14 protein-coding genes are annotated in these 24,762 nt (G+C 48.1%); 9 read left to right on the top strand and 5 right to left on the bottom strand.

What is annotated here, in order from left to right; genetic code table 11:
* Nucleotides 1–8 precede the first annotated feature (8 nt).
* Nucleotides 9–1,205 (bottom strand): baeRF3 domain-containing protein, encoded by a 1,197-nt coding sequence (locus Pla110_RS08660; protein ID WP_144995178.1) that lies wholly within the window; start codon nucleotides 1,203–1,205, stop codon nucleotides 9–11.
* Nucleotides 1,206–1,937: 732 nt separating this feature from the next.
* Between Pla110_RS08660 and Pla110_RS08665 the strand changes: the two genes are divergently transcribed.
* The 5 genes from Pla110_RS08665 to Pla110_RS08685 all read left to right on the top strand — a co-directional run bounded on the left by Pla110_RS08665 (nucleotide 1,938) and on the right by Pla110_RS08685 (nucleotide 10,219).
* On the top strand, nucleotides 1,938–4,478 hold the full coding sequence (locus Pla110_RS08665) for a DUF4838 domain-containing protein (protein WP_144995180.1): 2,541 nt from the start codon (nucleotides 1,938–1,940) through the stop codon (nucleotides 4,476–4,478).
* 98 nt (nucleotides 4,479–4,576) lie between these two features.
* Entirely contained in the window at nucleotides 4,577–6,298 is a 1,722-nt protein-coding gene (locus Pla110_RS08670) for a CRTAC1 family protein (RefSeq protein ID WP_144995182.1), read from the top strand.
* A gap of 83 nt (nucleotides 6,299–6,381) precedes the next feature.
* Nucleotides 6,382–7,824, top strand: a complete 1,443-nt coding sequence (locus tag Pla110_RS08675) for a YncE family protein (protein WP_144995184.1) — start codon at nucleotides 6,382–6,384, stop codon at nucleotides 7,822–7,824.
* A 562-nt stretch (nucleotides 7,825–8,386) separates the two neighbouring features.
* Nucleotides 8,387–8,827 (top strand): alpha/beta hydrolase, encoded by a 441-nt coding sequence (locus Pla110_RS08680; RefSeq protein ID WP_144995186.1) that lies wholly within the window; start codon nucleotides 8,387–8,389, stop codon nucleotides 8,825–8,827.
* Between the two features lie 489 nt (nucleotides 8,828–9,316).
* Entirely contained in the window at nucleotides 9,317–10,219 is a 903-nt protein-coding gene (locus tag Pla110_RS08685) for a diacylglycerol/lipid kinase family protein (RefSeq protein WP_144995188.1), read from the top strand.
* 260 nt (nucleotides 10,220–10,479) lie between these two features.
* Here the strand turns inward: Pla110_RS08685 and Pla110_RS08690 are convergent, their stop codons facing one another.
* From Pla110_RS08690 to Pla110_RS08700, 3 genes are all read right to left on the bottom strand, one after another.
* Nucleotides 10,480–10,971, bottom strand: a complete 492-nt coding sequence (locus Pla110_RS08690; RefSeq protein WP_144995190.1) for a YciE/YciF ferroxidase family protein — start codon at nucleotides 10,969–10,971, stop codon at nucleotides 10,480–10,482.
* 380 nt (nucleotides 10,972–11,351) lie between these two features.
* Nucleotides 11,352–12,314, bottom strand: coding sequence for a hypothetical protein (locus Pla110_RS08695; protein ID WP_144995192.1), 963 nt, complete (start codon nucleotides 12,312–12,314; stop codon nucleotides 11,352–11,354).
* Nucleotides 12,315–12,604: 290 nt separating this feature from the next.
* Nucleotides 12,605–13,672 carry an endonuclease/exonuclease/phosphatase family protein gene (locus tag Pla110_RS08700; RefSeq protein WP_144995194.1) on the bottom strand — a complete coding sequence of 356 codons (1,068 nt, stop codon included), beginning with the start codon at nucleotides 13,670–13,672 and terminating at the stop codon, nucleotides 12,605–12,607.
* Between the two features lie 647 nt (nucleotides 13,673–14,319).
* Here Pla110_RS08700 and Pla110_RS08705 point away from each other — a divergent pair.
* The 3 genes from Pla110_RS08705 to Pla110_RS08715 all read left to right on the top strand — a co-directional run bounded on the left by Pla110_RS08705 (nucleotide 14,320) and on the right by Pla110_RS08715 (nucleotide 21,420).
* Nucleotides 14,320–15,783: a serine hydrolase domain-containing protein gene (locus Pla110_RS08705; RefSeq protein ID WP_197440602.1), complete on the top strand. Its 1,464-nt coding sequence runs from the start codon at nucleotides 14,320–14,322 to the stop codon at nucleotides 15,781–15,783.
* 1,459 nt (nucleotides 15,784–17,242) lie between these two features.
* The gene (locus tag Pla110_RS08710; RefSeq protein ID WP_144995198.1) at nucleotides 17,243–17,848 is read left to right on the top strand and encodes an RNA polymerase sigma factor; all 606 of its coding nucleotides are present in this window, start codon (nucleotides 17,243–17,245) and stop codon (nucleotides 17,846–17,848) included.
* A gap of 68 nt (nucleotides 17,849–17,916) precedes the next feature.
* A complete protein-coding gene (locus Pla110_RS08715; protein ID WP_144995200.1) occupies nucleotides 17,917–21,420 on the top strand; it encodes a serine/threonine-protein kinase in 3,504 nt (1,167 codons plus the stop codon).
* A 257-nt stretch (nucleotides 21,421–21,677) separates the two neighbouring features.
* On the opposite strand, the gene Pla110_RS08720 is transcribed toward Pla110_RS08715, so the two are convergent.
* Nucleotides 21,678–21,884 (bottom strand): hypothetical protein, encoded by a 207-nt coding sequence (locus Pla110_RS08720; protein WP_144995202.1) that lies wholly within the window; start codon nucleotides 21,882–21,884, stop codon nucleotides 21,678–21,680.
* A gap of 930 nt (nucleotides 21,885–22,814) precedes the next feature.
* On the opposite strand from Pla110_RS08720, the gene Pla110_RS08725 reads away from it, so the two are divergent.
* Nucleotides 22,815–24,725 (top strand): acyl-CoA dehydrogenase family protein, encoded by a 1,911-nt coding sequence (locus tag Pla110_RS08725; protein ID WP_144995204.1) that lies wholly within the window; start codon nucleotides 22,815–22,817, stop codon nucleotides 24,723–24,725.
* Nucleotides 24,726–24,762: the final 37 nt, after the last annotated feature.

The following is a 24,762-nucleotide window of genomic DNA, read 5'->3' on the forward strand; positions in this document are numbered from 1 at the left end:
GGAGGACATCAAGAGGCGGCATAACGGCAAATCGCCGCCGCTGGTAATTCCTTAGGAAGCGATTCTTCTTCCAGTAATTCAACACGACCATCGGCTTGTAATGTCTTGATGGCCGCCAAATCGAATAAGTCGTAATTGTTGGCAGAAGATTGTTCTTCGATAGTCGTCTCACGAATGGAGGCATCGTATTTCCCCCAACAGTGACTTCCTGCTTTCAATAAGAGTGTATCAATACGACCATCATGGGCTGCGTTTAGAATTGCTTCAACGGAATCTTCAGCCGTATCGGTATGTGCAACAGAGTTCCAGCGTTCCAAAGCTTGGTGTTCCCGCTTGTGGAACTGTTTTGCTACTAGCGGCCAAGCCTTTTGGTGCAATTCTTCAGCGGAAAGCTCATCAGGATTTCCACCGATGGGTTCCTCTATTAGGTGACTGTATTCGGAAGCGTCGCGGAAATACGGGAATAATTCATCAACTCCCGCAAAGACTAAAGGCCGGCTGTCCGCGTGTAATGCTTCTCCGATCGCTTCGTCGATGATGCGAAAATAACGGCGAAGCTCATGTTCCTGATCAGTTTCGACATGCCCGTGGGGGACGGCATTCTCGCCACCACCCGAAGCTACCTTAAACGAATGCATGTTAAATCCCTTCTGATGATCGCCGCTAACGATGGACTGGAGTCCAGCCGGCAAATCTTCAATGGGTCGCTCAGACAATCCGCTCCGCGATCCCTCAAGGAACCTCACTTTCCCTTGGCTGACGGCAAGTACGCAGTATTCAAGATCACTCTGGGCAGCTCTCAGTAGCGGTTTCAAATGGAATCTATGAGAAACCAATGTCAGCTCGTCGACGGGCATTTGGAGTTGATAAACCTGTTCCTCTCCGTCGTTTAACAATATCGCCAAACCATCAGCCTGATGACGCCAGAATTCACGATTGGCATCTGTGTCCAAGTTACAACGAGCTTGGGCCAATTTGCAGAGTCGATCGATTTCTCCGGATTCGACTCCCGCCTTTTTAAGTTGTTCCTCCGCTTCCGCCAAACGATTCTTTAATCGAATCGGATCCTCTCTTATTTCTTTACCGGAACGGTGGGTGGGCATGTAGATTGAAACACACCAGTTGTCTTCACTTTCAAAGAGTTTTTCAATGTCTGCCAGTGTCGGGGAGTCAAATGTCGTGGGTGATGGCGTCGTCGGGTTCATCGTGAAAAGCTCCTTTAAATACATGCCGCTTGGTAGTGTACTTTTGCAGTAGATTTCAGCAATCGAAAGAGATTGCGTCATGGGATGTGAAGGCTGTCTTCAGACTGGTCCTCTGTGTTCCCACTCAATTGTCTAATTTGCAAACGGTATGCCGGAACGGGCTATTCCGAAGACGTGGTCGTTCGGAGGGCTTTGTTTTCTCGAAGAGTACGTAAATTCCGGGGCAGTTGAAAATGCGTATAGCGTGTTCCGCTGTGTCTCCTTCCGATACCCAGAAACCAAAATAATTGAATTTGCGACAGTTTCTGAGAAGAAATGATTGTTGGTCGCAGATCGACCATTTCGCATGCAGAGCGAACAGCGAAAGTCGAATAATAATCACTGTTTCAGATACTAATAGTAGTACCAACTGGTTATTCAAACTGTTTGGCAAAGGAAAGGATGCCCCGAAATTTCCTGAATTTCTCAACTATCATTGATCAAGGTCACAGCTAGGTACTCAGCTTAAGGGTGTCAGGGAAACAGATAAGAAAAAGGCAATCTCCACTTGGTCCTAATTATTGTTTATCGAATAGCCTAGCCTCTTCCGCATGTCCGCGCACCCTAATAGGATAAACGTGTCCTCCTCAGACGATTCAGACAACTACGTGGAATCAGAGGGCCGCTTGCAACATCACCTTCTGATCATATTCCTGGTTGGTATCAAGATTAATCCACCTGAAGAGGAGAATCATGAATTTTATCCGTCACACACTCTTGTATGTGTCTTGCCTGTTGTTGATCACTTCGTCATCCAGAGGAGAGGTTGTTCACTTATCTAATGAAGGCGTTCCCCTTCTCCCCGTGATCGTCGCAGACAAGGCGACCGACCGTGTCCAACAGGCAGCAAAAGTTCTCTCGCAGTACCTGCGGCAGATCTCTGGTGCGGATTTTAAGGTTAGTAATGGCGACGGACAGTCAGGAATTGCCGTAGGGACAGTCACCGATTTTCCTGAGCTTCAACTGGATGCGCAATTTGAACCGGGGGAGATAACTCGGCGCGAAGAGTACCTGCTGAAATCTCATTCGCAAGGTCTCTTATTGATTGGTGCCTCTGAACTCGCTGTTGAACATGCGGTCTGGGACTTGTTATATCGATTAGGTTATCGACAGTATTTCCCCGGTGAAACATGGGAGATCGTCCCAGATCAACCCAGTCTCAGCATCGATGTCGAAGAGTTTGAACGGCCCGATTATCTTTCCAGACGGATCTGGTACGGTTACGGTTTCTGGGAATACAACAACGAACCTTATCAACAATGGTGTGCACGAAACCGGTGTGTTCCGGGCATCCAGTTGAGTACTGGTCATGCATATGATCGTGTCGTGAAAATATATCGAGATGAGTTCGAGTCACATCCAGAATACTGGCCACAGTTAGATGGAATACGCCAAGCAGTCAAGAATCCGAAACCCTGTATGGGAAATTCAGGCGTCCGCGCGCTGTTCGTCAAAAGTGCCTTGGACTACTTTGAGAAAAACCCACAGAGCGACAGTCTTTCGATGGATCCCAGCGATGGTGGAGGGTGGTGTGAATGCGAGAAGTGCGCGAGGTTGGGATCCGTCAGTGATCAGGTTGTCACCGTCGCCAATGAAGTCGCTGCGGCTATTGAGGAAAAGCATTCTGGTAAACTCGTCGGGATTTATGCTTATAACTATCATGCGTCGCCTCCGTCGATACGCGTCCATCCCAATGTCGTTGTCAGCGTGGCGACTGCATTTATCAAGGGAGACCTGTCGCTAGAACAGATTATTACTGGCTGGTCTGAACAGGGAGCGACGTTGGGAATTCGCGAATATTACAGCGTGAACGTCTGGGATCGTGATCAACCGGCTCAAGCTCTTGGTGGCAATCTCAATTATCTTAAACGCACCATTCCGGAGTTTCACTCCCGGGGAGTTCGTTTCATGTCTGCTGAATCGAGCGACAACTGGGGGCCGAACGGACTGGGGTATTATCTGGCTGCGCACATGTTGTGGAATGTCGATGATTCCCAGCAGTTGGACGTTCTGATTGACGACTTTCTTGAGCGGGCGTTTGGCCAGGCTCAAGAGCCGATGCGCGAGTATTATCAGCAACTGGATGGTTCTAATCCGCATATGCTGGTGGAAGATCAATTCGCAAGAATGTTTCTCGCATTGGATCAGGCCCGCTTGCAGGCAGATAAACCTGAAGTGCGAAAACGGATCGATCAACTGGTGTTATATACGCACTACTGCTCACTGTTCCACCAATATTCTATCGCTAATGGAGCAGATCGGCAGTCCGCTTTTGAAGCTCTTCTGCGGCATGCTTACCAGATGCGTTCAACAATGTTGATTCATACCAAGGCGCTTTATCGTGATTTGGCACGTCGCGATCTGACCGTAAACATTCCTGAAGGGGCTGGATGGAATATTCCTGAAGAACGTAATCCATGGAAATCAGAGGTTCCGTTTGAAGAAGAGGGTATATCATCAATGCTCAAGCAGGGGCTGGCAGACTATCAGCCAGTCGACATCCCTTTCGAACCAGTCTCCTATAGCGACGATTTGGTTCCGGCTGCCGATTATTTACAGTTGACGACGCCTGATCCGGAGGGATCTCTGGGAGTCGCCCGAGGTCTCCAATCCTTCTACACTTATGCCAAAAACGCATCTACAGAAATCGAATTGTTTATCACAGCAGATGCGGAAACTAAACTACTGCAACCAATGCCTGTAAAGATCAAGATATGGAAGATCGGTGGAGAGAGTGAAGCCGGAGAAAGGGAGACATTAACGGTTTCAAAGGAAACTGTTCTTCGCGATCAAACGGACGAAGCTATCAAAATACCGATCAAGGAACAGGGACTTTATCGAGTTGATGTGGACAGCGAAAAGCTGCCGATAGTTGTCACTTTCAAAGATGGTCAGACAGCGACAATCAGGTCCACTGGTGATTCTCCCATCAGTGATTCCTATAAATTATGGCGAGGTTTCTTTTATGTTCCCCGGGGGACGAAGATCATCGGGCTGGTCGGTGGAGACAGTGGTGAGATTCGCGACAGCCAGGGGCGTCGACTGTTATGGCTGAATGCCCGTCAAAGAGACTTCTACTCGGTGCCCGTTCCCACTGGAGAAGATGGAAAACTCTGGGAGGCGAGATATGTAAATGGGGACCTGCGTTTGCTAACCGTTCCGCCATTGTTTTCGACCACTTCCCAGGGTTTACTTTTGCCACGAGAAGTGATTCAAAAAGAGATAAAGGAATAGGGATTCTGTTGATTCTGAAAACTCCCTGACGTAACTGATGCAGTGAAGTCTAAAGGTTCCAAGTCATTTCAACGTACCTCAGAAGAAATTAGCTCGACATGCATTTTTCACTTTTGGGGAAGCTAATCCTGACGTTTGGTCTCTCATTCTCTTTAAACGTCTTGATGCCGAACTTTCAATCGGATCTGTTCGGTCAAGATGACGAACAAATCTTTAAGTTCCACGATGAAACTATTGAATCTGGAGTAATGCCTATCATTGAAGTGATGCAGTCGCACGGAGCCGCCTGGGGCGATGTGAACGGTGATGGCTGGTTGGACCTGTATATTGGAACCTTCCATACGAAAGGGAAGCCGAACTTATTGCTACGGAATATCAACGGGAAGTTTCAACTCGACGAAGAAACTCCGTTGCAGTTATCGTCTCGTTCAACCGGGATCGTCTTTGCTGATCTGGATAACGATGGTGATCTCGATCTGTACGTCTCCAGTATGCCGAAACAGAAGAAGAAATCGGGTCTGAAAAAAACTACAGAGTCGCTCAGGGGTTGTACCCTGTTCCAAAATAACGGAAACGGGAGCTTCATAGATGTCTCAGACGGGAATGGTGCCTGCCCTCTAAAGTTTGGGGGACGTAGTGTCGCTGTTCTGGATTATGACGGAGACGGACTGCTTGATCTCCTGGTTGGAGAAGACCCTCTCGCTGGTTACAACGGTTCCCCTACCAGTAGTTCCAGACTGTTTCAAAATAAAGGGGGCCTGCAATTTGAAGACACTTCGGATCAAGTCGGATTACCTGAGGGTATCCCCGGCCTGGGAGTCGCAGCTGCCGATGTCAACAATGACGGTTGGCCCGATTTCTTCGTTGCCTGTCACGGCGAGGGAAATCGGTTGTTTCTAAATACCCGAAAAGGACGCTTCCAGGAAGCACCCGGTAGCCGTGAAACGTTCGCGTGGAAATCGGCAGGAGGCGACAACATGATCTGTGGCGTCGCCTTTGGTGACGTCAACCGAGATGGTTTGCTGGACGTGGTGATTGGTCAGCATTACGACCATCCCTGGCGTGAACCCGTTCCAAACCGTTTGTACTTGAACCAAGGTTCTCAGAATGGTGTTCCAGTATTTCAGGATGTCACCGAACAAGTCGGTTTAGTGCCGCTGCCCATGAAGGCACCGCATGTCGAGATCCAGGATTTCGACAACGATGGTTGGCCCGATATTTCCACCAGTCTGGTCAAGTTTTCTGAAGGCCAGACTTATCCTGTCATCTTTCGAAATTTCGGCATAGAGAATGGCCATCCGAAGTTTCTTACGAACACGCTTAATGTAAACGACTTTCCGACGTCCGAAGATAAAGCAGTTAAGAGAACAGGAAAGTTCTATGAGAAGATGATCAAGGATCACAAAGTCATTTACACCGCAGCGGGACCTTCCGGTGATTATGACAACGACGGTCGCCTCGATCTCTTTCTTGCCAACTGGTGGGGTACCGCCCCTTCGATGTTATTACGCAACGCAACTCCCGGGGGGAAATGGATAGATATAATCATCGATGGAGGCGACCTAATTAACAAAATGGGTATTGGAAGTCGCATCAATATCTATCCCGCTGGCCATCTCGGACAGAAAGACAGTCTGCTCGGATCGCGCGAAATGAGTGTCGGGTTCGGCTACGCATCTGGGCAACCGGCAATCGCTCATTTCGGACTTGGAGAATTTGATCGAATCGACATCGAGGTAATATTGCCTCACGACAAGGGAACCGTAACGAGGCGAGACGTGGCGGTGGGGGAACGTCTCACTATCCACGTAAATGAATAGCTGGTTATCCTGACCTTTCTGTTTTCAGTTCTTCAAGACATTCTTTGACAATTCTGGCGCTCAATCTAACAGGAAGAATATTCATGTCTTTACACCTGTTTGCAAATACTACCCTGCGAATAAATCAGTTGATTTTATCGTTGACTGTCATCGTCATTATCACAATGACCTCCAACTCCTGGTCGAAACCGAAGAAGGAATCTCTAGATAAGAATGACAAGCCAAAGGTTATTCGCGACGAGGACCTTCCCTACCCTCCTTCGCTTCCTAATGGTCAGGAAATGGTCACCGATAAGTCTCCAGAATTCTTGAAAGCACCGGAAACATTGCGAGAGGGTGTGCAGATCGCCAAAACCATTCCTTCAGTGGATTTTGTATTTTACCCCGGTCAGAACTATCCAGGGAAACCGTGGTCGAACTGGGGTGATGGGAGTGTCTCCAAAGGAAAATACTATTCTGCGATTGGTGACCATTACGCTATCGGAAGAGGAGAATCGAAACATGGCACTGGGACAGCCCTCATTTATGAGTACGATCCAGAAACAAAAATACTTCGTTCCCTGGTCAACATCAGCGCCTTTCTCGATCTTCCTAAGGGGCATTACACGCCTGGCAAAATTCACAGTCGGGTCGACATGGGGAGCGATGGTTGGCTCTATTACGCAACCCACCGAGGTTCTCCCAAGGCAGCAAATGATGCTAACCATTATCTCGGTGACTGGATCTTTCGAACAGATCCGGAGACAGGTCAATCAGAGATCGTGACCCATGCCCCTGTGCCTAAACACAGCATACCCAATAGCGTTCTTGATGCGGAGAGAATGATCTTTTATGGAGCAACGGCTGCTGGCCCGGATGCACCGTTACAGGAAATTCAGTTCTTCGCGTATGACGTCGAGAACGGCAAACTTCTCTACTCCGGTCCGGACGGGCCTGCCCGATATATGGTCCTCGCCAAATCAACAGGACGCCTTTATTTTGTTCCAGGAAATACAGACGGTGAATTAATGAGGTACGACCCGACAACCGGAGGCCCGCCTACACCAACAGGCCAGACGATCGGCGTCCGTGCTGCAACAGAGGAAACGGAAGACGGGTTCGTATATACTGTCTCCACCGGTCAACGCTCGGGCGATGCGATGATCTGGCAATTCAATACGACCACCGAAGAGTGTAAAGAGATCGGAACTGCAGCCGTCGGTTCCGAAGCATATGTTGCCTCGATTGATGTTGATCCTACCGGGACGTACTTGTACTACTCTCCCGGCGCTCATGGTGGCGGATATAAAGACGGCTCTCCCTTGGTGCAGTACAACATAAAATCAGGTGTTAAGAAAGTAATTGCCTTCCTTCATCCGTTCTATCAGGATAAGTATAACTTCACGCTGAAGGGAACTTACAGTACCGCTATCTCCGCAGAAGGAGACAAAGTCTTCATCACTTGGAATGTGAGCCGCGGAACCCGCGCATGGGACTGCTGTGGCTTATCTGTCGTGCACGTTCCTGAAGCGGAACGTAGACCGTAAGAACGGTTGAGATCATGAGGGGCTCTACCATCTCAACCGAGATCAAGGTTACGCAGGTAACACGCAGTGTAACCCAAAGGCATGATTTCTTGGAAAAGTCAACTCATGTGACCGCCAATCCCGACCCCTGCTTTCTAAACCTGTGTTCATTCTCGAGCGATCAGGCCAACTTCCAAATTCGACTGTTTCCACCTGACATTCCAAACAAGAATATGTCCTTGGGAGAGCAAACTGGAGAGAATCCTGATTAATGTGAGGCTGCGATAGGCAGAGAAAGCACTTCGCCCGGATTGAAGCGGGATTAACGTCAGACATTAGGGCTGACGAGTGGGTCAGAATTCAGTCTACATAAAAGCCGAGTGGAAACATATAATGCTTCAGTACATCACCCCGATAGGTTCAAAGCCACAATTTGAAAGGAACTGAAATCGCTGCCCCATCCGCAGACGACGAAACGATATTCATGATCCCTGGTTTTATGTCGCCGGCGTGGATGCTGTATCCGCTTGAAAGGTCTCTCAGGAAACCGGGGCGAACCCTGGTCCGCTGGGATTACCCTCATGTGTTCACAGATCCTTACCAAACGATCGACACTCTTTGTGAAGCGATGGTGAAAAGCAGCGCCCCTTCGATTTCCCTGATAGGTCATAGCTTCGGAGACTGGATCGCTCGATCAGCGATTAATCAGAGCCAGCTGAAGTCAATCCGAAAACTGATCTCGATCTGTCCAACTGTGGCTCCTGTGCCTTTCGCAAAAGTCTTCAAACCCATCATGGGAAAACTGGTGCCGGAACTCGTTGTGATGGCTGATAAGGAGCTGATGTCGACCCCGCTTTCGGAAAAAATGCAAATTAAGCGATCAAGCATATGGGCAAAAGTCGAGGTGATCGTGACTCGCCCCCAAGATTTCAAGGTGGACCATGAAATGTGGGCCTCGCATATTTCTTCTGTATTTCAACCCAGCGTCTGGCGAGTCATTGAAGAGGAGCTCTCATCGAACTGATGCCTCTCCAACCATTGTAGATCGATCGAGGAAGTTTCTGAACCGTTCCTCAAATCCCTACGATTGATCGACACATCTACACTGACCGAGATTACAGTGACCGAGATCATTTGGACGAATCTGAAATCACAACTTTTCAAACTCCAACAAAGACGAGCGAACGCTGGCGAGCGGCGTCGATCTCTATATTGCAAGGCATCAAGATTGTAGGATGGCTCGGGATTTGCTGCTTAAGGGCGAGGTAAAAATCGGTTCTCTCGAATATTCTTAGCCGGTGGCTGTAATGCTCGATAGCCAACTGTGAGGGACTCACTACAGAGTAAAAGCCTATCCCTTCGTAATAAGAGATCAGATCGTAATTATCAGCGATGTAACCGAAGGAAAAAAGATTACACTTGATGCGGCGATCCTACTCGAAGTGGCAGTTCTGATGACACATTCCGATTAAGAGTACCAGACAATCAGGTAAATCATCTAAGGAGTGACCCTATGAGTAAAGAACTTGTGTTCTGGAATTCCGATTCCGGAAAGGCTGACGGAGTAAGCCTGCTGCGAAATGCCCTGTCAACTGATTGCTCTAAGTGGGTCAAGCTCTCCAGGGATCTGGATCTGGCACAGGAAATCGAAAATGCGATTTCTGAAGGTTGCCGAATTGTTGTCGCAGCTGGTGGAGACGGAACTGTTAACGCAATAGTGAATGCGTTAATGTCCGTCGACGAAGCCAAGCGACCTGAGTTAGCGATTATTCCATTGGGCACGGCGAATGACTTCGCGGGAACGTTACAGATTCCCGACGACGTAAATGAAGCCGTTGAACTGATTCGCTCCAGCCATCCTATTCCAGTTGATGTCGTTCATATCAGCGGGGAAGGTGTGGATCGCTACTACGCCAACATTGCCGCTGGTGGTAACTCTGTGCGAGTCAGTGAAGCCCTTACCGATGAAATCAAATCTCGCTGGGGTGCCTTCGCCTACATTCGAGGAGGTGTCGAGGTATTGTCCGACATGAAGACGTTTCGCATCACAGCAAAGTGTGATGACGAAGAGTTTGCGAACCTCGATACTTGGGCAATTCTCGTCGCCAATGGTAAAACGAATGCTGGGCGAATCACGGTCGCCCCCAAAGCATCACCGATAGACGGTTTAATCGACGTCATCATTATTCGTGACGGGGACATGATCGACATGGTTCAAATCGTCGCGGACAACTTGTTAGGCGAGTTTCTGGAAAGCGAGAAAGTAATCTTTCGACAAGTCAAATCGCTCCACCTAAACTCAGTACCACACATGCGATTCGCTCTGGATGGAGAGGTTGTTGACGAAGAACCTGTACAGTTTAAAATCGTGCCCGCAGCAATCCGAATGTATGTTGGCACTGACGCTTTCAACTGAGAGCGTCAGATTGCAACGTACAATTGAAATTAACTTGGGCTTCTCTTACATCGGCAGCTGAGTCGGTAGCGTCACGGCTGAGGGACTGTATTATCGCGAGTCAAAAACAATCGATTAAAGTCTCAATTAATGCACGCAGTGACGTAGGGACGTTGTAATTTCACGTTCCCAGAATCCTTCATTGCTAATCCAAACAGCTTATCGGATCCACAAAACAGTGTTCTCGTTTGATCGAATGTGTCTGAAAATGGTGAGACTATTTATTCGATTGCGGCGGTATTGATTGCCTTGCTTAGTTTAGTTAGATGCTTATCAGCTTTTTCCTCATCATCAAGGTTTTGGCCCAGTTGTTCTTTTGAATTTGTGTAACCGAGCTTTTTAGCCCACGTGCAAAGGGTTCCGTAAGTTGCGATCTCGTAGTGTTCCACCTTCTGAGCTAGTGCAATGATGATTGCGTCCATCACGTCGGGATCAGCCTCTTCGCCCATCATCGATTCCGCTTCCTCAATGAGTCCGGCCATTGCAGCACACTTCTTAACCCGAGCGGGCTTTCCAGTCTCTTCAAAGGCTTTCTCAACACGCTTGACGTGTTCTTTGGTTTGCTCCAAGTGGTCCTCGAGAGCTTTAGTTAGCTTCTCGCAGGATGCTTTCTTAGCCATTTTGGGAATGGCCTTTGTTAATTGTTTTTCCGCGCTCAGTACGTCCTGCAATTCGTCAAGGAACGCGTCTGCCAAGGTTTTCATTTTTGTCATAGCTAGTTATCTCTTTATCTCTCTTAATTAAGTTGAATAGGGAAAGGGGTGGGAATTCGTATCGATGCCCAACTTGGCGACGCATCGGCCGGTGATGTCATCATCTACAACCATAGGTCCGGCTACGGACATTCTTAATGAATTAGAAAAGGGTTCTCTAAGTTAGGTACGCTTTTGCTATACCATATTCGTTACAGACGACCCGTTAGAAATAAGATGAGCAAGATTAGGAGTAAAACCCCACCTATACCGCCAATTGCGACGCTTTTGAGAAGTGCCGAAACGAGTAACAGGATGAGCAGTAGACTGAGTAAACCGTATGCCATGATGATATCCTCTATTTGATTTGGAGTTGATGTTCTTAAAGGTGATAGAGTGTCTTAGCGTGCGACCGCACGACTGCGTTCGACGGAAATCGTGTGAAGTCGTACGGCGGTTTGGCATCCCAACATCGCACCGAAGATGGCTGCAATCAGCCCTAATGCAGCCGATACAAACGCGGCCCACAATACAGCCTGAGCATATGAGCTTGCGGTCTCTGCAAGCTTCGCAGCTTTGTCCTTATATTCCTGGACGCGTTTTTCCACCTTAGTTTCAATTGTCGCGGACAGTTTATCGACCTGCTCATCACTGAGGTTGGTGTTTGCCGCCAGGGTATCACGAGCCGCTTCGGCGTCGTCATTCACATAACTCCACCCGATTTGATTCAACGCATCTGCGTCCAGTGATTCAATCGCCTGACGTGCTTCTTCTTCACTTAGCGAAGAGTCGCCCGCTTCAGATACCGCTTGAGCGACTTCCCGTTTCACCGCCGCACTGATACCACTTATGACACGATTCGAATCTTGCACATCCACGTTAGATGGGTCGGGTAATGTGCCCGCCGCATTCGCCGCCGCCCCTGTGACATTTGACACAATTGACGAGCCAGTATTGACCAGCCCTGAAACTCCCCAATAGCTCAAGACTAGCATGACAACTGTGGCTGTACTCCACATAGCAACACCATGAAGAATTCCTGCTTGATCGTCGTCCTGGCCACATAACCGACCAGTAACGAGTCCTCCGATGAAGAAGGCAGCCAATCCTGTGAACGCCATCCATATCGCCGCTCCAATACCGAAACCATCTCCGAGTGCTTCCGCATCAGTCCCATCCAGAACGCTTGTTCCGATTGCTGATCCAAGCAGAGCGAGCAACCAGACTATTGCGGTCGTTACAACAAGTCCGCAAAAGATCGCAGGCCAACTGGCAAACAGTCTATAGGGGACAACGGCTTCAATTTGTTTTAGTCGAACGTCGTTATCGGGAGATCCGTGAACTTCAGAGCGGTCAGTTACCATTTTATTCTCTCTCTTATGTCAAAAGTGTGTCTGTGCCCGGTCGCACCTGAAGTGCGTGATATCCTTGGCTATGCACTTTGTGTACCAATAAGCAGAATGAGATTTATAAGACGACTCTGCACGTCTCAACTGTTAATCCGCATGAATTGGTGACTCGCGGAAGAGATGAGGCAGGATGGATTCTTTGTCAGATCCAATCTTCTGGCCTCAGGACGCGCAGCGCGAGAGATGAACGCTCAGCAAATTGCAACTACACTCGTTCCCAATGAAGATAACTCAAACCTCAAAGTTTATTCTTCGGGTTGTTCGAGGGATTCGGGATCGTTCAGTTTTTCAACCGCTTGCTCCGCATCCTTCTGGTCCCCCGCATCGAGGTCGGGAGTCGACTGCGTCGTTTCTGCATCGGGTTCGAAACTCAAGACAACTGAGAGTGGAAGGTGATCGGAACCGATCGACGGCAGAGTAAGTAGCGATACTAAGCGGAAGTCGTCTGAGTGAAACAAGTGGTCTAGGGGGTACTGCCAAATCCACGACTTTGCGTTGAATGTCGGATACAGCCCACGGCCTTTTCTCGGGTCGAGCAACCCGCTGACCTCTTGAAACAGATCCGTTGTTCGCGACCAGCCGACGTCGTTCATATCTCCGAGGACTACAACGCTACCTTGGTCACGAACTTCTCGTCCGACCAAAACCAATTCTCCATCACGTTTGGTTGTGTCTTCGCCAGGACGAGGTGGATTAGGATGAACCGCGAACAGCCTAACCGTTTGACCCGATCGGAGTCGAATTTCCGCATCAATTGACGGAATAGTCTTTTTAACGATCCCTCTTACTTCGGAAGAGACGAGTTCCAAATTCGAGTACATCGCGATTCCATACTTATTCTCTAGCGGATGCTCGACGTGGAACTGGAACTGTTCGCGAAGGGGCGAAATATCATCGATCCAGCGTCCGTTGACTTCGCAAAGCACGATGACATCGGGCGAGTCCTCCTGGATCAAACTCAACAGTGCGGTTGCGTCTTCGTTCTCTTGTAAAACGTTTGCAGTGAGAATCTTGATCCGCACATCTGGGTCTTCTGACTTCGCCCATTCCACCTGAAGTGGAGCGACCGGCAAGTACGGAAATATCCAGTATATCTGGATACAGCAGCTTACCAATAGCAGTGCCGCGATGGATTTCACATAGGGTTTCTTGCGCAGGAAAGCCAGGACGACCAGCCATCCTGCATAAACAATCAGAAGCTGCACCCGAGGGAAATCACCAATTCTAATCCACCACCAATCCACGGTCAGCAAGGGGGCGAAGGCGGTGAGAACCAGAATCGCGGAGATCGAATAGATTAAGTAAGTGTACATTGGCGTGGGTTCCTCAAGTCCTTTTCGGCATCACTGTACGATGATTGAACGTCAGAGCGGTCAGTATCATCTTAATCGTAATTAAACATCAAGTGCCTTTATAACTGGGCGAACCCGTACTATAAAAACTCAACTGGACTAAATAGTCTGTAATCCAAGGATATTTGCAAGGGTTTCACTTCCACGAAGTTAAACGATTTCCTCAGAGTGCCTGCAAACTCGAGTCAACGATTGCTATCGGCAGTGTAACATTGAATTAGTATCTGATCTGCAGAACCTTCGTCTCAATGACCTGTTCAAGTAATATTTTTGAAACACTGCCTAACTCTGGTTCTCTCAAGCATTGAGTTTCATTTAGCACTCGCCGCTCGAAGAGAATATCACCACGTTCAATGGCTCGTTTTTAACATCTTCTGAAGAAAATTACGCTACGAGCTCGTGGCTACATGTAAAGCTGGAAATGTATCGTGATTCTATTTTGATCATCCTTTTGAGCTACAACAGTGAAATGCGAATGAATTATCCTTGTAAAAACACGGTTCAGTCGACACTCTAAAATATAGTCTTATTCCGAAATACCTTGAATTATGTCAATAACGGCCCCGATGAAACATCTCTGCGGCCTGACTCATAAAAGCGAACCGATTATGAAATATCACAGACTCATATTTTCTTCACTAACACTCACGGCCATCGTTCTCTCACTGGTCACTCAACCGATTACTTTGACAGCTGCCGAGCCAGAGAACAAATTGGCCGCGGAGGAGAAGGCACGCGAGGAAAACCTGGAGTTCCGTGCGGCGATCTGCGCTCATCACCTCTGCTCGGGATTATGGGTCGTTGGACGAGACTACCAGCGAACTCCGGAAGAAGTAATTGAACAGGATATCGCACCATTTCCCAACTTTGGTTGGTCGCCCGATTTTGAGTATCAAGTCGATGAAAGCCGGCATCTGGTCACTGTGACAGCCCCCGGCGCCCCTCCCCGTAGTGCGAGATACACAGGTGATCAAGGCAGCAGCATACTTCCTCCCGGTACTGAGGACGTCTTCTTTGATCCCGTCAAAGTTCCACGTCACATTCCCGATGCTGCTGACCTCCCCTGGCCAATGGGGGACGCGGGAGCACGCGAGTCGGTTGCTGGAGTTGACTACGAAGCTGTAGAAGACGCACTTGACTGGGCGATGGAACAAAAGGAGCAGAACACTCGAGCGTTCGTAGTCGCATACCAGGGGAAAATTATTGGTGAGCGTTACGCTCCGGGTTGGACTAAGGAGACTCCTCAGATCAGTTGGTCTCAGGGAAAAAGCATAACGTCTACACTGATCGGAATTCTAATCCAGCGTGGACTCATCGAGCTTGATCAACCGGCTCCGATTAAAGAATGGCAGAACGCAGACGACCCACGGCGTCAGATTCGCATTCGTGACCTTATCCAGATGAGCAGTGGTCTTGATTTCTCTAATCTCGGCTTCAAGGGATCTAAAACATTAATCTCCTCGAACGATCACATGCGTGTGTACTTTGATTCTCTCAACGTATTGGAACACGCCGTCAACCACCCGCTAGAGGTGCCTCCCGGAACGCGATACTCTTATCTCAATAGCGATCCCTTAAGTCTGGGTCGAATTATTCGTGACGTAGTTGAAGAGCAAGGAGAGGATTATCTCACTTTTCCACAACGAGCCCTCTTCGACCGAATAGGCATCCGCAGCGCCGTACTTGAAACCGACGCTTGGGGAAATTTCATTTTGTCAGGCTATGACTATCTGTCCGCTCGCGACTGGATCCGATTTGGGCTGCTCTACCTTAACGACGGAGTTTGGCAAGGAGAGCGAATACTCCCCGAAGGTTGGGCGAAGTTTGCAGCGACTCCAGCTCCAGCAGATGATAAACAGAACTACGGCGGGATGTTCTGGCTCAACTTGCCGGAAAGAATGAAACATGTACCGAAAGACGCGTACTGGGCAGCAGGATTTATGGGGCAAGTCACGATAATTATCCCCTCTCGCGATTTGGTCGTCGTTCGAATGGGCCCTAGCCCTGTCAATGTCTATCCGTACCTTGATGAAGTCATCGGACCCATCCTGGATGCGTTACCTGAGGACTAAACTCTCTGCTGATTACCAGAAATGAGAGACACCAGCGGATCTCAGGCAAATAATAATCGCTAAGCATCGAACTCTGTAAAATCAGGTGTCTGTGAGAGACTGGCTCCTCTCGTTCTTGAACGGCATACGGGTGATGCCATCGCTCCAATTCACAAAATAGTTTAATTAAGTTGCGGAGCAAGGCATCAATAGCTGATTCATTGACTAATAGTGTTTGCAAGCGGCTAGAATTCCAGAGTAACTCCCCTCCTTCGCTTTGGAAACTGATTCGTTTAACTCCTGAACTCTTATGTGTGAGTTTGCTGGTCCTCACGTGTCTCGTTATTGAGTAAATTTGTTGGAATCTGTACCACTTAAGTAGGGATGACAGGATTAGAACCCAGAGACGTGAGTCTGTCCGATGACGCCAGAAAGTATGAACGAAAGCAGATTTTCTCGCCCAAACTGTGATTGCCGGAACGTCGATGAATTATCGTAAGTCCTTTACTCACTTAGTACCGAAGTTGGGACTTGAACCCACACGGGGTTTACCCTCACTGGATTTTGGATCCGTGTTGAGATGTTAATCGGTATTGCTTAAGTGTGCTCCTATTACACAAATGCTGTGCGGGTCACGTTTTCGATAAACGGTTATCGACCTATGTAGCGTGTTTAATCCTCGTTTAGGTAACATTCTAGGTAACACTCCCTAAATTAGCACTTCGTCTGATTCTTCTTCCCGGCTGAGGAAGAGGTTGTCGGAGACAGGAGGGCCGACGGATTCGGTGTCTTGGAATGCGTTCTCAAAGATCCTTGGGAAATCATCTTCGCCGTTGATTCTACTATAGTGGAAGTCCGGACGATAACCGTTTTAATCACGTTTTCCATTTTGGTGATGAGGGAGTTGAAATTGTGTAGAGTTGAGATTACGGGAGTAACGACGAACCCAAATGTTAACTGGCTGCCTCTAGTAAGTTCACTGGAAGGGATGGTTCTCTGAAAGACGTGTTTCCCCTCTGATTATTGATCGTGATACGTGCCTTCGGCTACTCCGATTATCTTTAGGACCAGATTGAGATTGAACCGGGGCTTCTTTCTGCCAGAAGCCCCAGCATAAATACTTATCTCGATATTTGGATGAAAAGTCTGATATCCGAGTGATTGGGAATGATGATCTTATTCGATCAAAACCCTCTCTCATCAGCGATGTAGTCACGCGTATTTAATCATCTCCGACGACGGCTGAATTATTTAACGATACGTTTTTTTACAATAAAATGACTCGAACATAGATTAGTGCCACAAGTGGTTATTGCAAAAAGACTTAGGTTTTGGCTGGGTTCTACGTTACCTTGGAGCCATTTAGGCATATTTCAGATCTGACCCAAGAAACTGTTAAGGATAAAACGCGAATTAGGGTATAGTGATCCTATTAGAATTATAATCTAGAACTCTCATCTCCAATCACGACTCCCCTCTCATGGAACTGTTCGGATCATTTTCGACAGGCTCGACTGACAGCCAGTTGATTCGTGGCGCGCAAGCTGAGTACGATCATTCTTGGTCGATGCTCGTTGAGACGTACGCGCCGCTCGTATACCAAACGGCGAGGAAAACAGGACTGCAGCCGGATGATGCATCGGACATCACCCAAGATGTTCTCCTGCAGGTTTATCGAAGCTTGAGCGATTTCCAGCCGCGAAATCGCGGGTCGTTTCGTAAATGGATCAAGGTGATCACTCGAAACAAGATCGTCGACCTGTGCCGCAAGCAGCATCTCGAAGTGAACTTGAGAGAATTAGACGAATTAGAGACCAGGGTGCACCCCCGCAAAGAATCGAATTCGGTTTTCCTGAATAAACGACTTGCGGGGATTCGCGAAATCATTGCACAGGTCCGCGAGACTGTTTCTGAAAAGAGCTGGCAGGCATTCGAGTCCATGCTCTCGGAAGTAGAGACTTCTGAAGAGATCGGTCAAAGACTCGGCATGAGTGACGCTGCTGTTCGCCTCGCTAAACATCGCATTCTGGCTCAATTCCATATGAAAATAACAAACAAGTCGGTTTCTACCGACGATACGGCATAACGTTCTATAATTGGAAGTTACTTAGGCACCTGTCACGTTACAACATGCTGGATTAGAGGGTACTCACCATGCCGTGCCCCACAACAGCTCGGATACAAAAACTCCTGGGCGGGAAACTGACCGATCAGGAATACAATCAGCTTCTGGATCATATTTCTTCCTGCACTGATTGTTTCACGGCTTATGAAGCGGTCATGGAAAAGTCTGGACAGGAAGAACTCTTCAAGGACATTCGTGAACTCGCCTGTTTCGCCCCCATTACCACCGAGCCTGAATGCGAAGAGTTAATATTCAGGTTAAAAAATCAGGTTCCCTCATCTGAGCATGCACCTGAACCTGCTTCGCCGTGCTCGTGGGCCAAGCCTGTCCGTCTAAATGGTTACAGACTGATTCGCGTAATTGCTCGAGGTGGTATGGGCGTCATCTACGAAGCAGAGCATCTCTCTCTCCAGCGAAAAGTGGCTGTCAAGTTTCTATCCTCGTTTGCAGCGGCTTCCGATATCCAGATTCAGCGATTTCGGAATGAGGCGTTGGCGGATGGTCGTCTAGAGCATCAGAATATCGTGCCTGTTTATAGCTTTGGGTGTGAGAATGACGTCCATTTCCTGGTTATGCAATATATTGATGGCTGCAACCTTTCGACATTCATCGACCAACTCCGAGCGAAATCATCCCTCCAAAAATCATTACCAGCTTCAACGACAGTTTCGATGGCTCAAAGCAATAGCAGGGAGGGCGAAGCCGAAACCAATGATGTAAAACAAGTCATTTCCAGACTGAATGAGATCTCGCAGGATGAAGATGGTTTTAGTGACGAGTCCGGAATACTTGCAAATGATTACGATGTTTCTAGTCGCAGTGGAATTGACAAATTAGTCAGCCTGTTTGTCGACGTGGTTGATGCCATTGAATACGCTCACGAAAGGGGCATCATTCATCGAGATATTAAACCCTCCAACCTCTTAATGGACACTTCTCACAAGCTCTGGATTGGGGATTTCGGCGTCGCCAAGACTGATGCCTCCATCACCATTACGGCGACCAATTTGCTCGTGGGAACTCCCCGTTATATGAGTCCTGAACAAGTTTCCGGAGAGAAGTCTTTCGTCGACCATCGAACAGATATTTACTCACTCGGATCAACATTATTTGAACTCATGACGCTAAGACCTTTATTCGAAGAAAATGCCTTAAATCAACTTGTTATTAGCATACGGCAAAACAATCCACCCCCACCAAGACGAATCAACCCAGTTGTTCCGATTGATCTGGAAACGATCATTCTCAAAGCAACAAACAAAGAAAGAAGTCAACGTTATCAGCGAGCCTCTGACTTTGCTGCTGACCTTCGAAGTTATCTTAATCAGGAACCAATCTCCGCCCGGCGATTCAATTGGTGGGAGAAGTCATCCAGGCTACTGAGTCGACATTCAGCCGTCGCTCTTTCCTTATTGGGAACAATCGCTGTATCGTTGATTGCGACGATTTTTATTATTTTTCTATTGGTCACCAACAGCCATCAGCAAACTATTCTTCTGGACCAGGCAGAACGCAGCCAGTTCAAGACGGAACGGGTGCTTTACAACTCCAGAATCAAAGAAGCTGGACTTGCATGGAAAGCTGGGGATGGACGGCAATTGGACTCGATTCTCCGTGAGTTGCAACCAGTTGACGGAAAATATGATTTCCGAGGAGACGAGTGGTACTTTCTTCGCAACCAGATTGGTATTAAATCGACACCTATTCATGTTCTGGATGACCCCGTTTATGTAATTGAGTCGAATGCTGATAGATCGGTATACGCTTTAGCGGGGCGTGATGCGATCATTCGGCTTTATGACGCACACAATCATGTGCTACTTTTGGAAATTGATTCCGGACAGATAGAGGTCAATGGTCTCTCGTTCTCCTCCAGAGGCGATTTGCTTGCGTCCACCGGGGATGATGGAACCGTTTGCGTCTGGAAGATCGATTGGAATCTTAATAAGTCAAAACGCAAACTGAAGTTTACTGCATGTGAGGGACTGGTATTTAATGTCTTTTTCGCGAAGCAAGATCAGATGCTCATCACCAATGGAGCTGAAGCGATCGTTTGTTTGTGGAATGCAGATACGGGTGAAAAAGTCGATGACTTGCATGAACACTCTCTACGAGTTGCCGATATCGCTTACTCTGCTACTCAAAATCAACTGGCTACAATTGGATACGATAATCAACTAATCTTATGGGATCTCGACACCCTTAAGCCAGTTTACTCCTTAAAGACAGAGGGTGACCGACTGAGCTCGATTTCTTTCTCTCAGAATGGAAAGAATCTGATAACTACCTCACTTGGTGGAATCGTTCATATCCGCGACACGGGGAGCGGTACCGTAGTCAAGGAATTCAATCAACTGGACGAGATGAGAGATGCGATGTTAATGCCCGATGGAAATGCGTTGATCGCAGCCGATAGTGCTGGAATGATTCACGCATGGATATTAAGTTCGGATAACAGAACTGAGAGTAGCCTTATCTCCTCAGTCTCTTGGTCTGCCCACTCCGGTCGTATTTACAATCTAGCATTCAGTCCGTCTAAAAAGACATTCTATTCAGTGGGCCACGACGGGGTAGTCATGGAATGGAATTACGAAGCACGTTTACTTGAGCATATTATCAGAGATACAGTAGATGGACACTCATTTCATGATTTCACTTGCTTACAGACAAACGACGGCGACCAGCTAATTACCGCTGAAGGAGAAAAGGTTCTATTGCGGCAATTGCCGAAAGGAGAAATAATTTCGACCCTTCTCACTCTCGACGCACCCTCTCATCGCCTGGCTTTGTCTGAGGATGCCTCACTCCTGGCGATCAGTAGTTATTATGGAGAGATTTATCTCTTCGATATGCACCGTATGAAATTGATTAATAAATGGACAGTGAGTAAACATGCGGAGGCGGAGAGGCTTGAGTTGTCGCCTGATGGCACCCTGCTTGCCTTTGTTAACAAGTCCAATGAAGAACCAAACAAACTATTTGTTTATGAGACGAAGACCGGAAACCAACTGGACCAATATTCATCGGTCGCATGCAGTCCAGCTAGGTTCTCTAGCGACGGAACACTTCTCTATTCAGGTGGAAATAACAATTCAGTTGAAGTATGGAATACTCTCACACATACCAAGCAAAAAACAACACCCGTCCATACTAATACGGTCTGTGACATACAACTCACGTCGAACGATTCTTTACTCGCCACGGTTAGCAAAGATAGGCAGGCGATTCTCTGGGAAGCTGACACGCTTTCCAAAAAAGGGTTACTCTCAGGGCATAGAGGCTCCGTTAATTCCTGCATTTTTAATAAGAATGATACCCGACTGCTTACTTGCAGCGATGACGGAAAGATCATCATTTGGAATATTGAGAATAGTTCTATGACTCCACTACTTGAGATCGACAATTCACAGGGTATACCCGAAAAGATCGCATTCAGCCGGGATGGCCGCTACCTAATCTGCCAAATTTACTTGGAAGAAGAGAGAGAATGGTTCTTGAAAGTCATCAAGTGGGGAAGTCCTAAACTACGATAAAAAGATGATTCTAAACGATCGGAGTTCAGCAACCGTATCTTATAATAAACTCAGACGTGCTTAGAATATAGTAATTTACGCTGTCTCACAGACTGTGCGATTTGCAGTCGAGGTGACAACGGGATTTGATTGAATTCAAGGTGTCTTGTCCAACGTTGGACATTATATCACTATCACCACAGTCAGAAATGTTGTGAAGTTGAATGGCGTCGAACCCGTTCCCGGCCGCCCAGACTGGAAGTCCTGGCGGGCGTTCCTTAATACTCATTGGGAAACCTCTTTGCCGTTGATCCCACGACGCTGGAAGTCTGGTCGGAGACCGGCTTGACGACTATTACATCATGATGGTGATGGAGTTGAACTCGCGACGCGTTGAGATCGCGGGTGTCACGACGAACCCCAATTCTCAGTGGGAGAATCAAGTCGCACGCAATTTGACCGACGACGATGGTTTTCTGGAGCATGATTCACACCTTATCTAGGATCGCGACTCTTGCTTCTAACCACTGCGATCGTTTATTAGGGAACAGACTGATATCGAACCAGTGTTGTTTTCTCCGAAAAGTCCCAGAATGAATGCGTATCTCGAACGATTCAGGAGAGGTGTAAAACTGAGTGCCTGAGCAAGATGATCTTCTTCGGTCGACACTGAATCGAATGAGTCTTGAGGTAAAATATGACTCACTATCAAATCGAGCTAAATAACCAAGGACTCGACGATTAGTTGATTGGATCTGGTAATGAGATCGGCAGAGTTGCTGGAGAAATCGAAGGTCGAGAATGTCTAATTGGGCTGCTTAAGTATTATTTCCGCTACGCGCTATAGAGTACTCGGTGTCAGAATCACACCGCCTGCACCAGTTCACGCTACCACTCCGCAGCAAACTCTGTTTCCGGTTGGAAGTGTGAGTGGACCGCAGCTTTTTCGTGACGAAGTCTGATCGAAAATCACACCTTTCCAGAAACATAACTGCATAAGATTAAGCGTCTCCTATGTTGGCTGAATATTAGAACCCATCCTGAAACCCAGTTGTGGTTTTCTTAGAGCCTTTAAAACAAGGTCGGTTTTTCACCCATCAGAGGGTTTCAGGACCGCTTGTAATACGATACGGCTATGACATCGCCAAACGAAGAAATGCCTGAGAATGATTGCCAGCATTACAGCAAGGTGAATTCGGGTGTTTATAAGAAAAAAGTGAACTTCGTCCAGATAGGAGAATTACGGGATCGATTCTTCCTATTGGACTGTTTATAGTGAATGGAACAATGGGTCAGGCTACTGGCATCACTAACTGGGTAGGTGAAGGTCAGTAAATTAAATTGTATAGCACGTTATCCGCTTCTGAAACTGTACGAAGTGCCGATAGTGATATACCAATAAAAGGTGGGAACTGATGTCGCCAGAAACCTCCGAAGAAAAAGAAACATTCGTCGAAACTGCTTTGAAGCTGGGGGGCAGTAGCGAAGACGAGGCCCGCAAAACCGGCGCTCTGGACCGGGCCGATGAACAGATGGAAAATTTGTTCAACAAGAAGTACCAGACCTCGGGGAGCCCGGTTCATCTTGCTGTGTGGGGTGATCGTTTTCCAACCGAACTGTTTAATTCCCAAGTGGCCACGGCGGACGCCGATGCTCAACAGGTGATGGAGGATTGCATCACCGTTGTGAAGGAATTGAAGCGTGAAGGACGTCTGCTTGACGAAAACCACAAAATTTCCGAAGAAACACTTCATCAACTGGCCGAAAAGGGATACTGGGGACTGCTAGTCGACAAGGAATACGGTGGCAGCTTTGTCCCCTTCTCCGCGTTCTCTATTTTTCTGACCCGCATGGCGACTGTTGATGCAACGGTTGCTGGGATGGCGTCCGTTCATGGTTGTATTGGCGCAGTCGATCCGCTTCGCGGGTTTGGGACACCGAAGCAGAAGCAGAAGCTCCTACCGGTTCTCGCCAGTGGGGAACGTCTCTCTGCGTTCGCGTTAACCGAACCCTGTGCCGGTTCGGACCTGACTGCCCTTCGCACCACCGCGAAACTGGATGGAGACGAATACGTCGTCAATGGAGAAAAGCTGTTTATTACGAATGTGGTTCCGGGAAGAACGATCGGGCTGGTCTGTTTGATCGAAAACAAACCGGCAGTATTGATCGTGGAACTGCCTCCGGAAGAGAACGAACATTTTCAGATCAAGCCGTATGGGTTGTGGGCTCTGAAGCATACTTATAATCAGGGAATAATATTCAAGAATTTTCGCGTCCCTGAGGAGAACTTACTTGTCGCACCCAAAGGGGATGGCTTGACTATCGCCTACCACGGGTTGAATCGGGGACGAATCGCCTTGTGCGCAGGAGCGGCTGGCAGCATTCGGTTGATGCTCGCAGACATGCTGCCGTGGGCTCAGCATCGCGTGACTTATGGCGCGGCGATTGAAACTCGCGAACTCGTCCAGCGACGGCTCGGACGCATGGCTGGGCTGATCGCCGGCTGCGATGCACTGACGGAATGGGGCGGGTGGCTACTCGACCAGGGATTTCGTGGAGAAATGGAATGTATTGTTGCCAAAATCTTCGGTAGCGAAGCCCAGAAGGAAGCAGCAATAGAATACTATATGAAAACTCACGGAGGCCGTTCTTTCCTGCACGGGCACCTGTTTGGCGATAACGTCCATGAATTCCTCGCTCCCTGTATTTATGAGGGAGAAGGTGAAGTGTTGGGGCTCGCCTTTCTAAAGTCATTGATCAAGGAACACGGAAAACAATTCTTCGAGCCGATCGGGAAAGTACTCTACGAGAACAAGATCAAGTCCCCGAATCCACTGAATCCGATGCACGCGTTTAAACTCGCACCGGTGGCGGGTCCTTATCTGGCTTGGAAGACACGCCAGAGTCTACCGGGAGCTTTTAAGCAGGCGGATTTGCCCGCGATGCCTCCGCGGTTGGCTGAACTGACTAGGTTCGCTGCGAAAGGATTGCAGCGTTCACGTCTCGAATGCAGCAACATGATGATGAAACATAAATTGAGTTTACCCAATCGTCAGTGTGCGATGTCGGAAGTCTCGAGCCGGATACAGAAGCTGATTGTGATGTTCGCGACTTGTATGTGGGCGGCGAAACAGAAAGATGAGCTTGTCGTTGAAGCCGCCATCGTGCTGGGACAGGATCTCAGACGGGAGCTGACGGGAGCCCGCGTCTCGAATGAAGAATTGAGAACTGTCACCAAGCTCGGGGCGGCTATTGCGGAAGGAAAGTATTCACCGATCGCCGATATCGACACTAATCCCATTCTCATGAACTATGAAAATGACTAATCCTACAGAAGTGTGTATTGTGCAGGGATGTGTGATG

Origin of the sequence: Polystyrenella longa, assembly GCF_007750395.1 — a bacterium.
Classification (GTDB): domain Bacteria; phylum Planctomycetota; class Planctomycetia; order Planctomycetales; family Planctomycetaceae; genus Polystyrenella; species Polystyrenella longa.

What these genes read in the sequence shown, in the direction of transcription:
- Pla110_RS08660 (WP_144995178.1), bottom strand. Translation starts at nt 1,205, where the DNA reads ATGAACCCGACGACGCCATCACCCACGACATTTGACTCCCCGACACTG.
- Pla110_RS08665 (WP_144995180.1), top strand. Translation starts at nt 1,938, where the DNA reads ATGAATTTTATCCGTCACACACTCTTGTATGTGTCTTGCCTGTTGTTG.
- Pla110_RS08670 (WP_144995182.1), top strand. Translation starts at nt 4,577, where the DNA reads ATGCATTTTTCACTTTTGGGGAAGCTAATCCTGACGTTTGGTCTCTCA.
- Pla110_RS08675 (WP_144995184.1), top strand. Translation starts at nt 6,382, where the DNA reads ATGTCTTTACACCTGTTTGCAAATACTACCCTGCGAATAAATCAGTTG.
- Pla110_RS08685 (WP_144995188.1), top strand. Translation starts at nt 9,317, where the DNA reads ATGAGTAAAGAACTTGTGTTCTGGAATTCCGATTCCGGAAAGGCTGAC.
- Pla110_RS08690 (WP_144995190.1), bottom strand. Translation starts at nt 10,971, where the DNA reads ATGACAAAAATGAAAACCTTGGCAGACGCGTTCCTTGACGAATTGCAG.
- Pla110_RS08695 (WP_144995192.1), bottom strand. Translation starts at nt 12,314, where the DNA reads ATGGTAACTGACCGCTCTGAAGTTCACGGATCTCCCGATAACGACGTT.
- Pla110_RS08700 (WP_144995194.1), bottom strand. Translation starts at nt 13,672, where the DNA reads ATGTACACTTACTTAATCTATTCGATCTCCGCGATTCTGGTTCTCACC.
- Pla110_RS08705 (WP_197440602.1), top strand. Translation starts at nt 14,320, where the DNA reads ATGAAATATCACAGACTCATATTTTCTTCACTAACACTCACGGCCATC.
- Pla110_RS08710 (WP_144995198.1), top strand. Translation starts at nt 17,243, where the DNA reads ATGGAACTGTTCGGATCATTTTCGACAGGCTCGACTGACAGCCAGTTG.
- Pla110_RS08715 (WP_144995200.1), top strand. Translation starts at nt 17,917, where the DNA reads ATGCCGTGCCCCACAACAGCTCGGATACAAAAACTCCTGGGCGGGAAA.
- Pla110_RS08720 (WP_144995202.1), bottom strand. Translation starts at nt 21,884, where the DNA reads ATGCTCCAGAAAACCATCGTCGTCGGTCAAATTGCGTGCGACTTGATT.
- Pla110_RS08725 (WP_144995204.1), top strand. Translation starts at nt 22,815, where the DNA reads ATGTCGCCAGAAACCTCCGAAGAAAAAGAAACATTCGTCGAAACTGCT.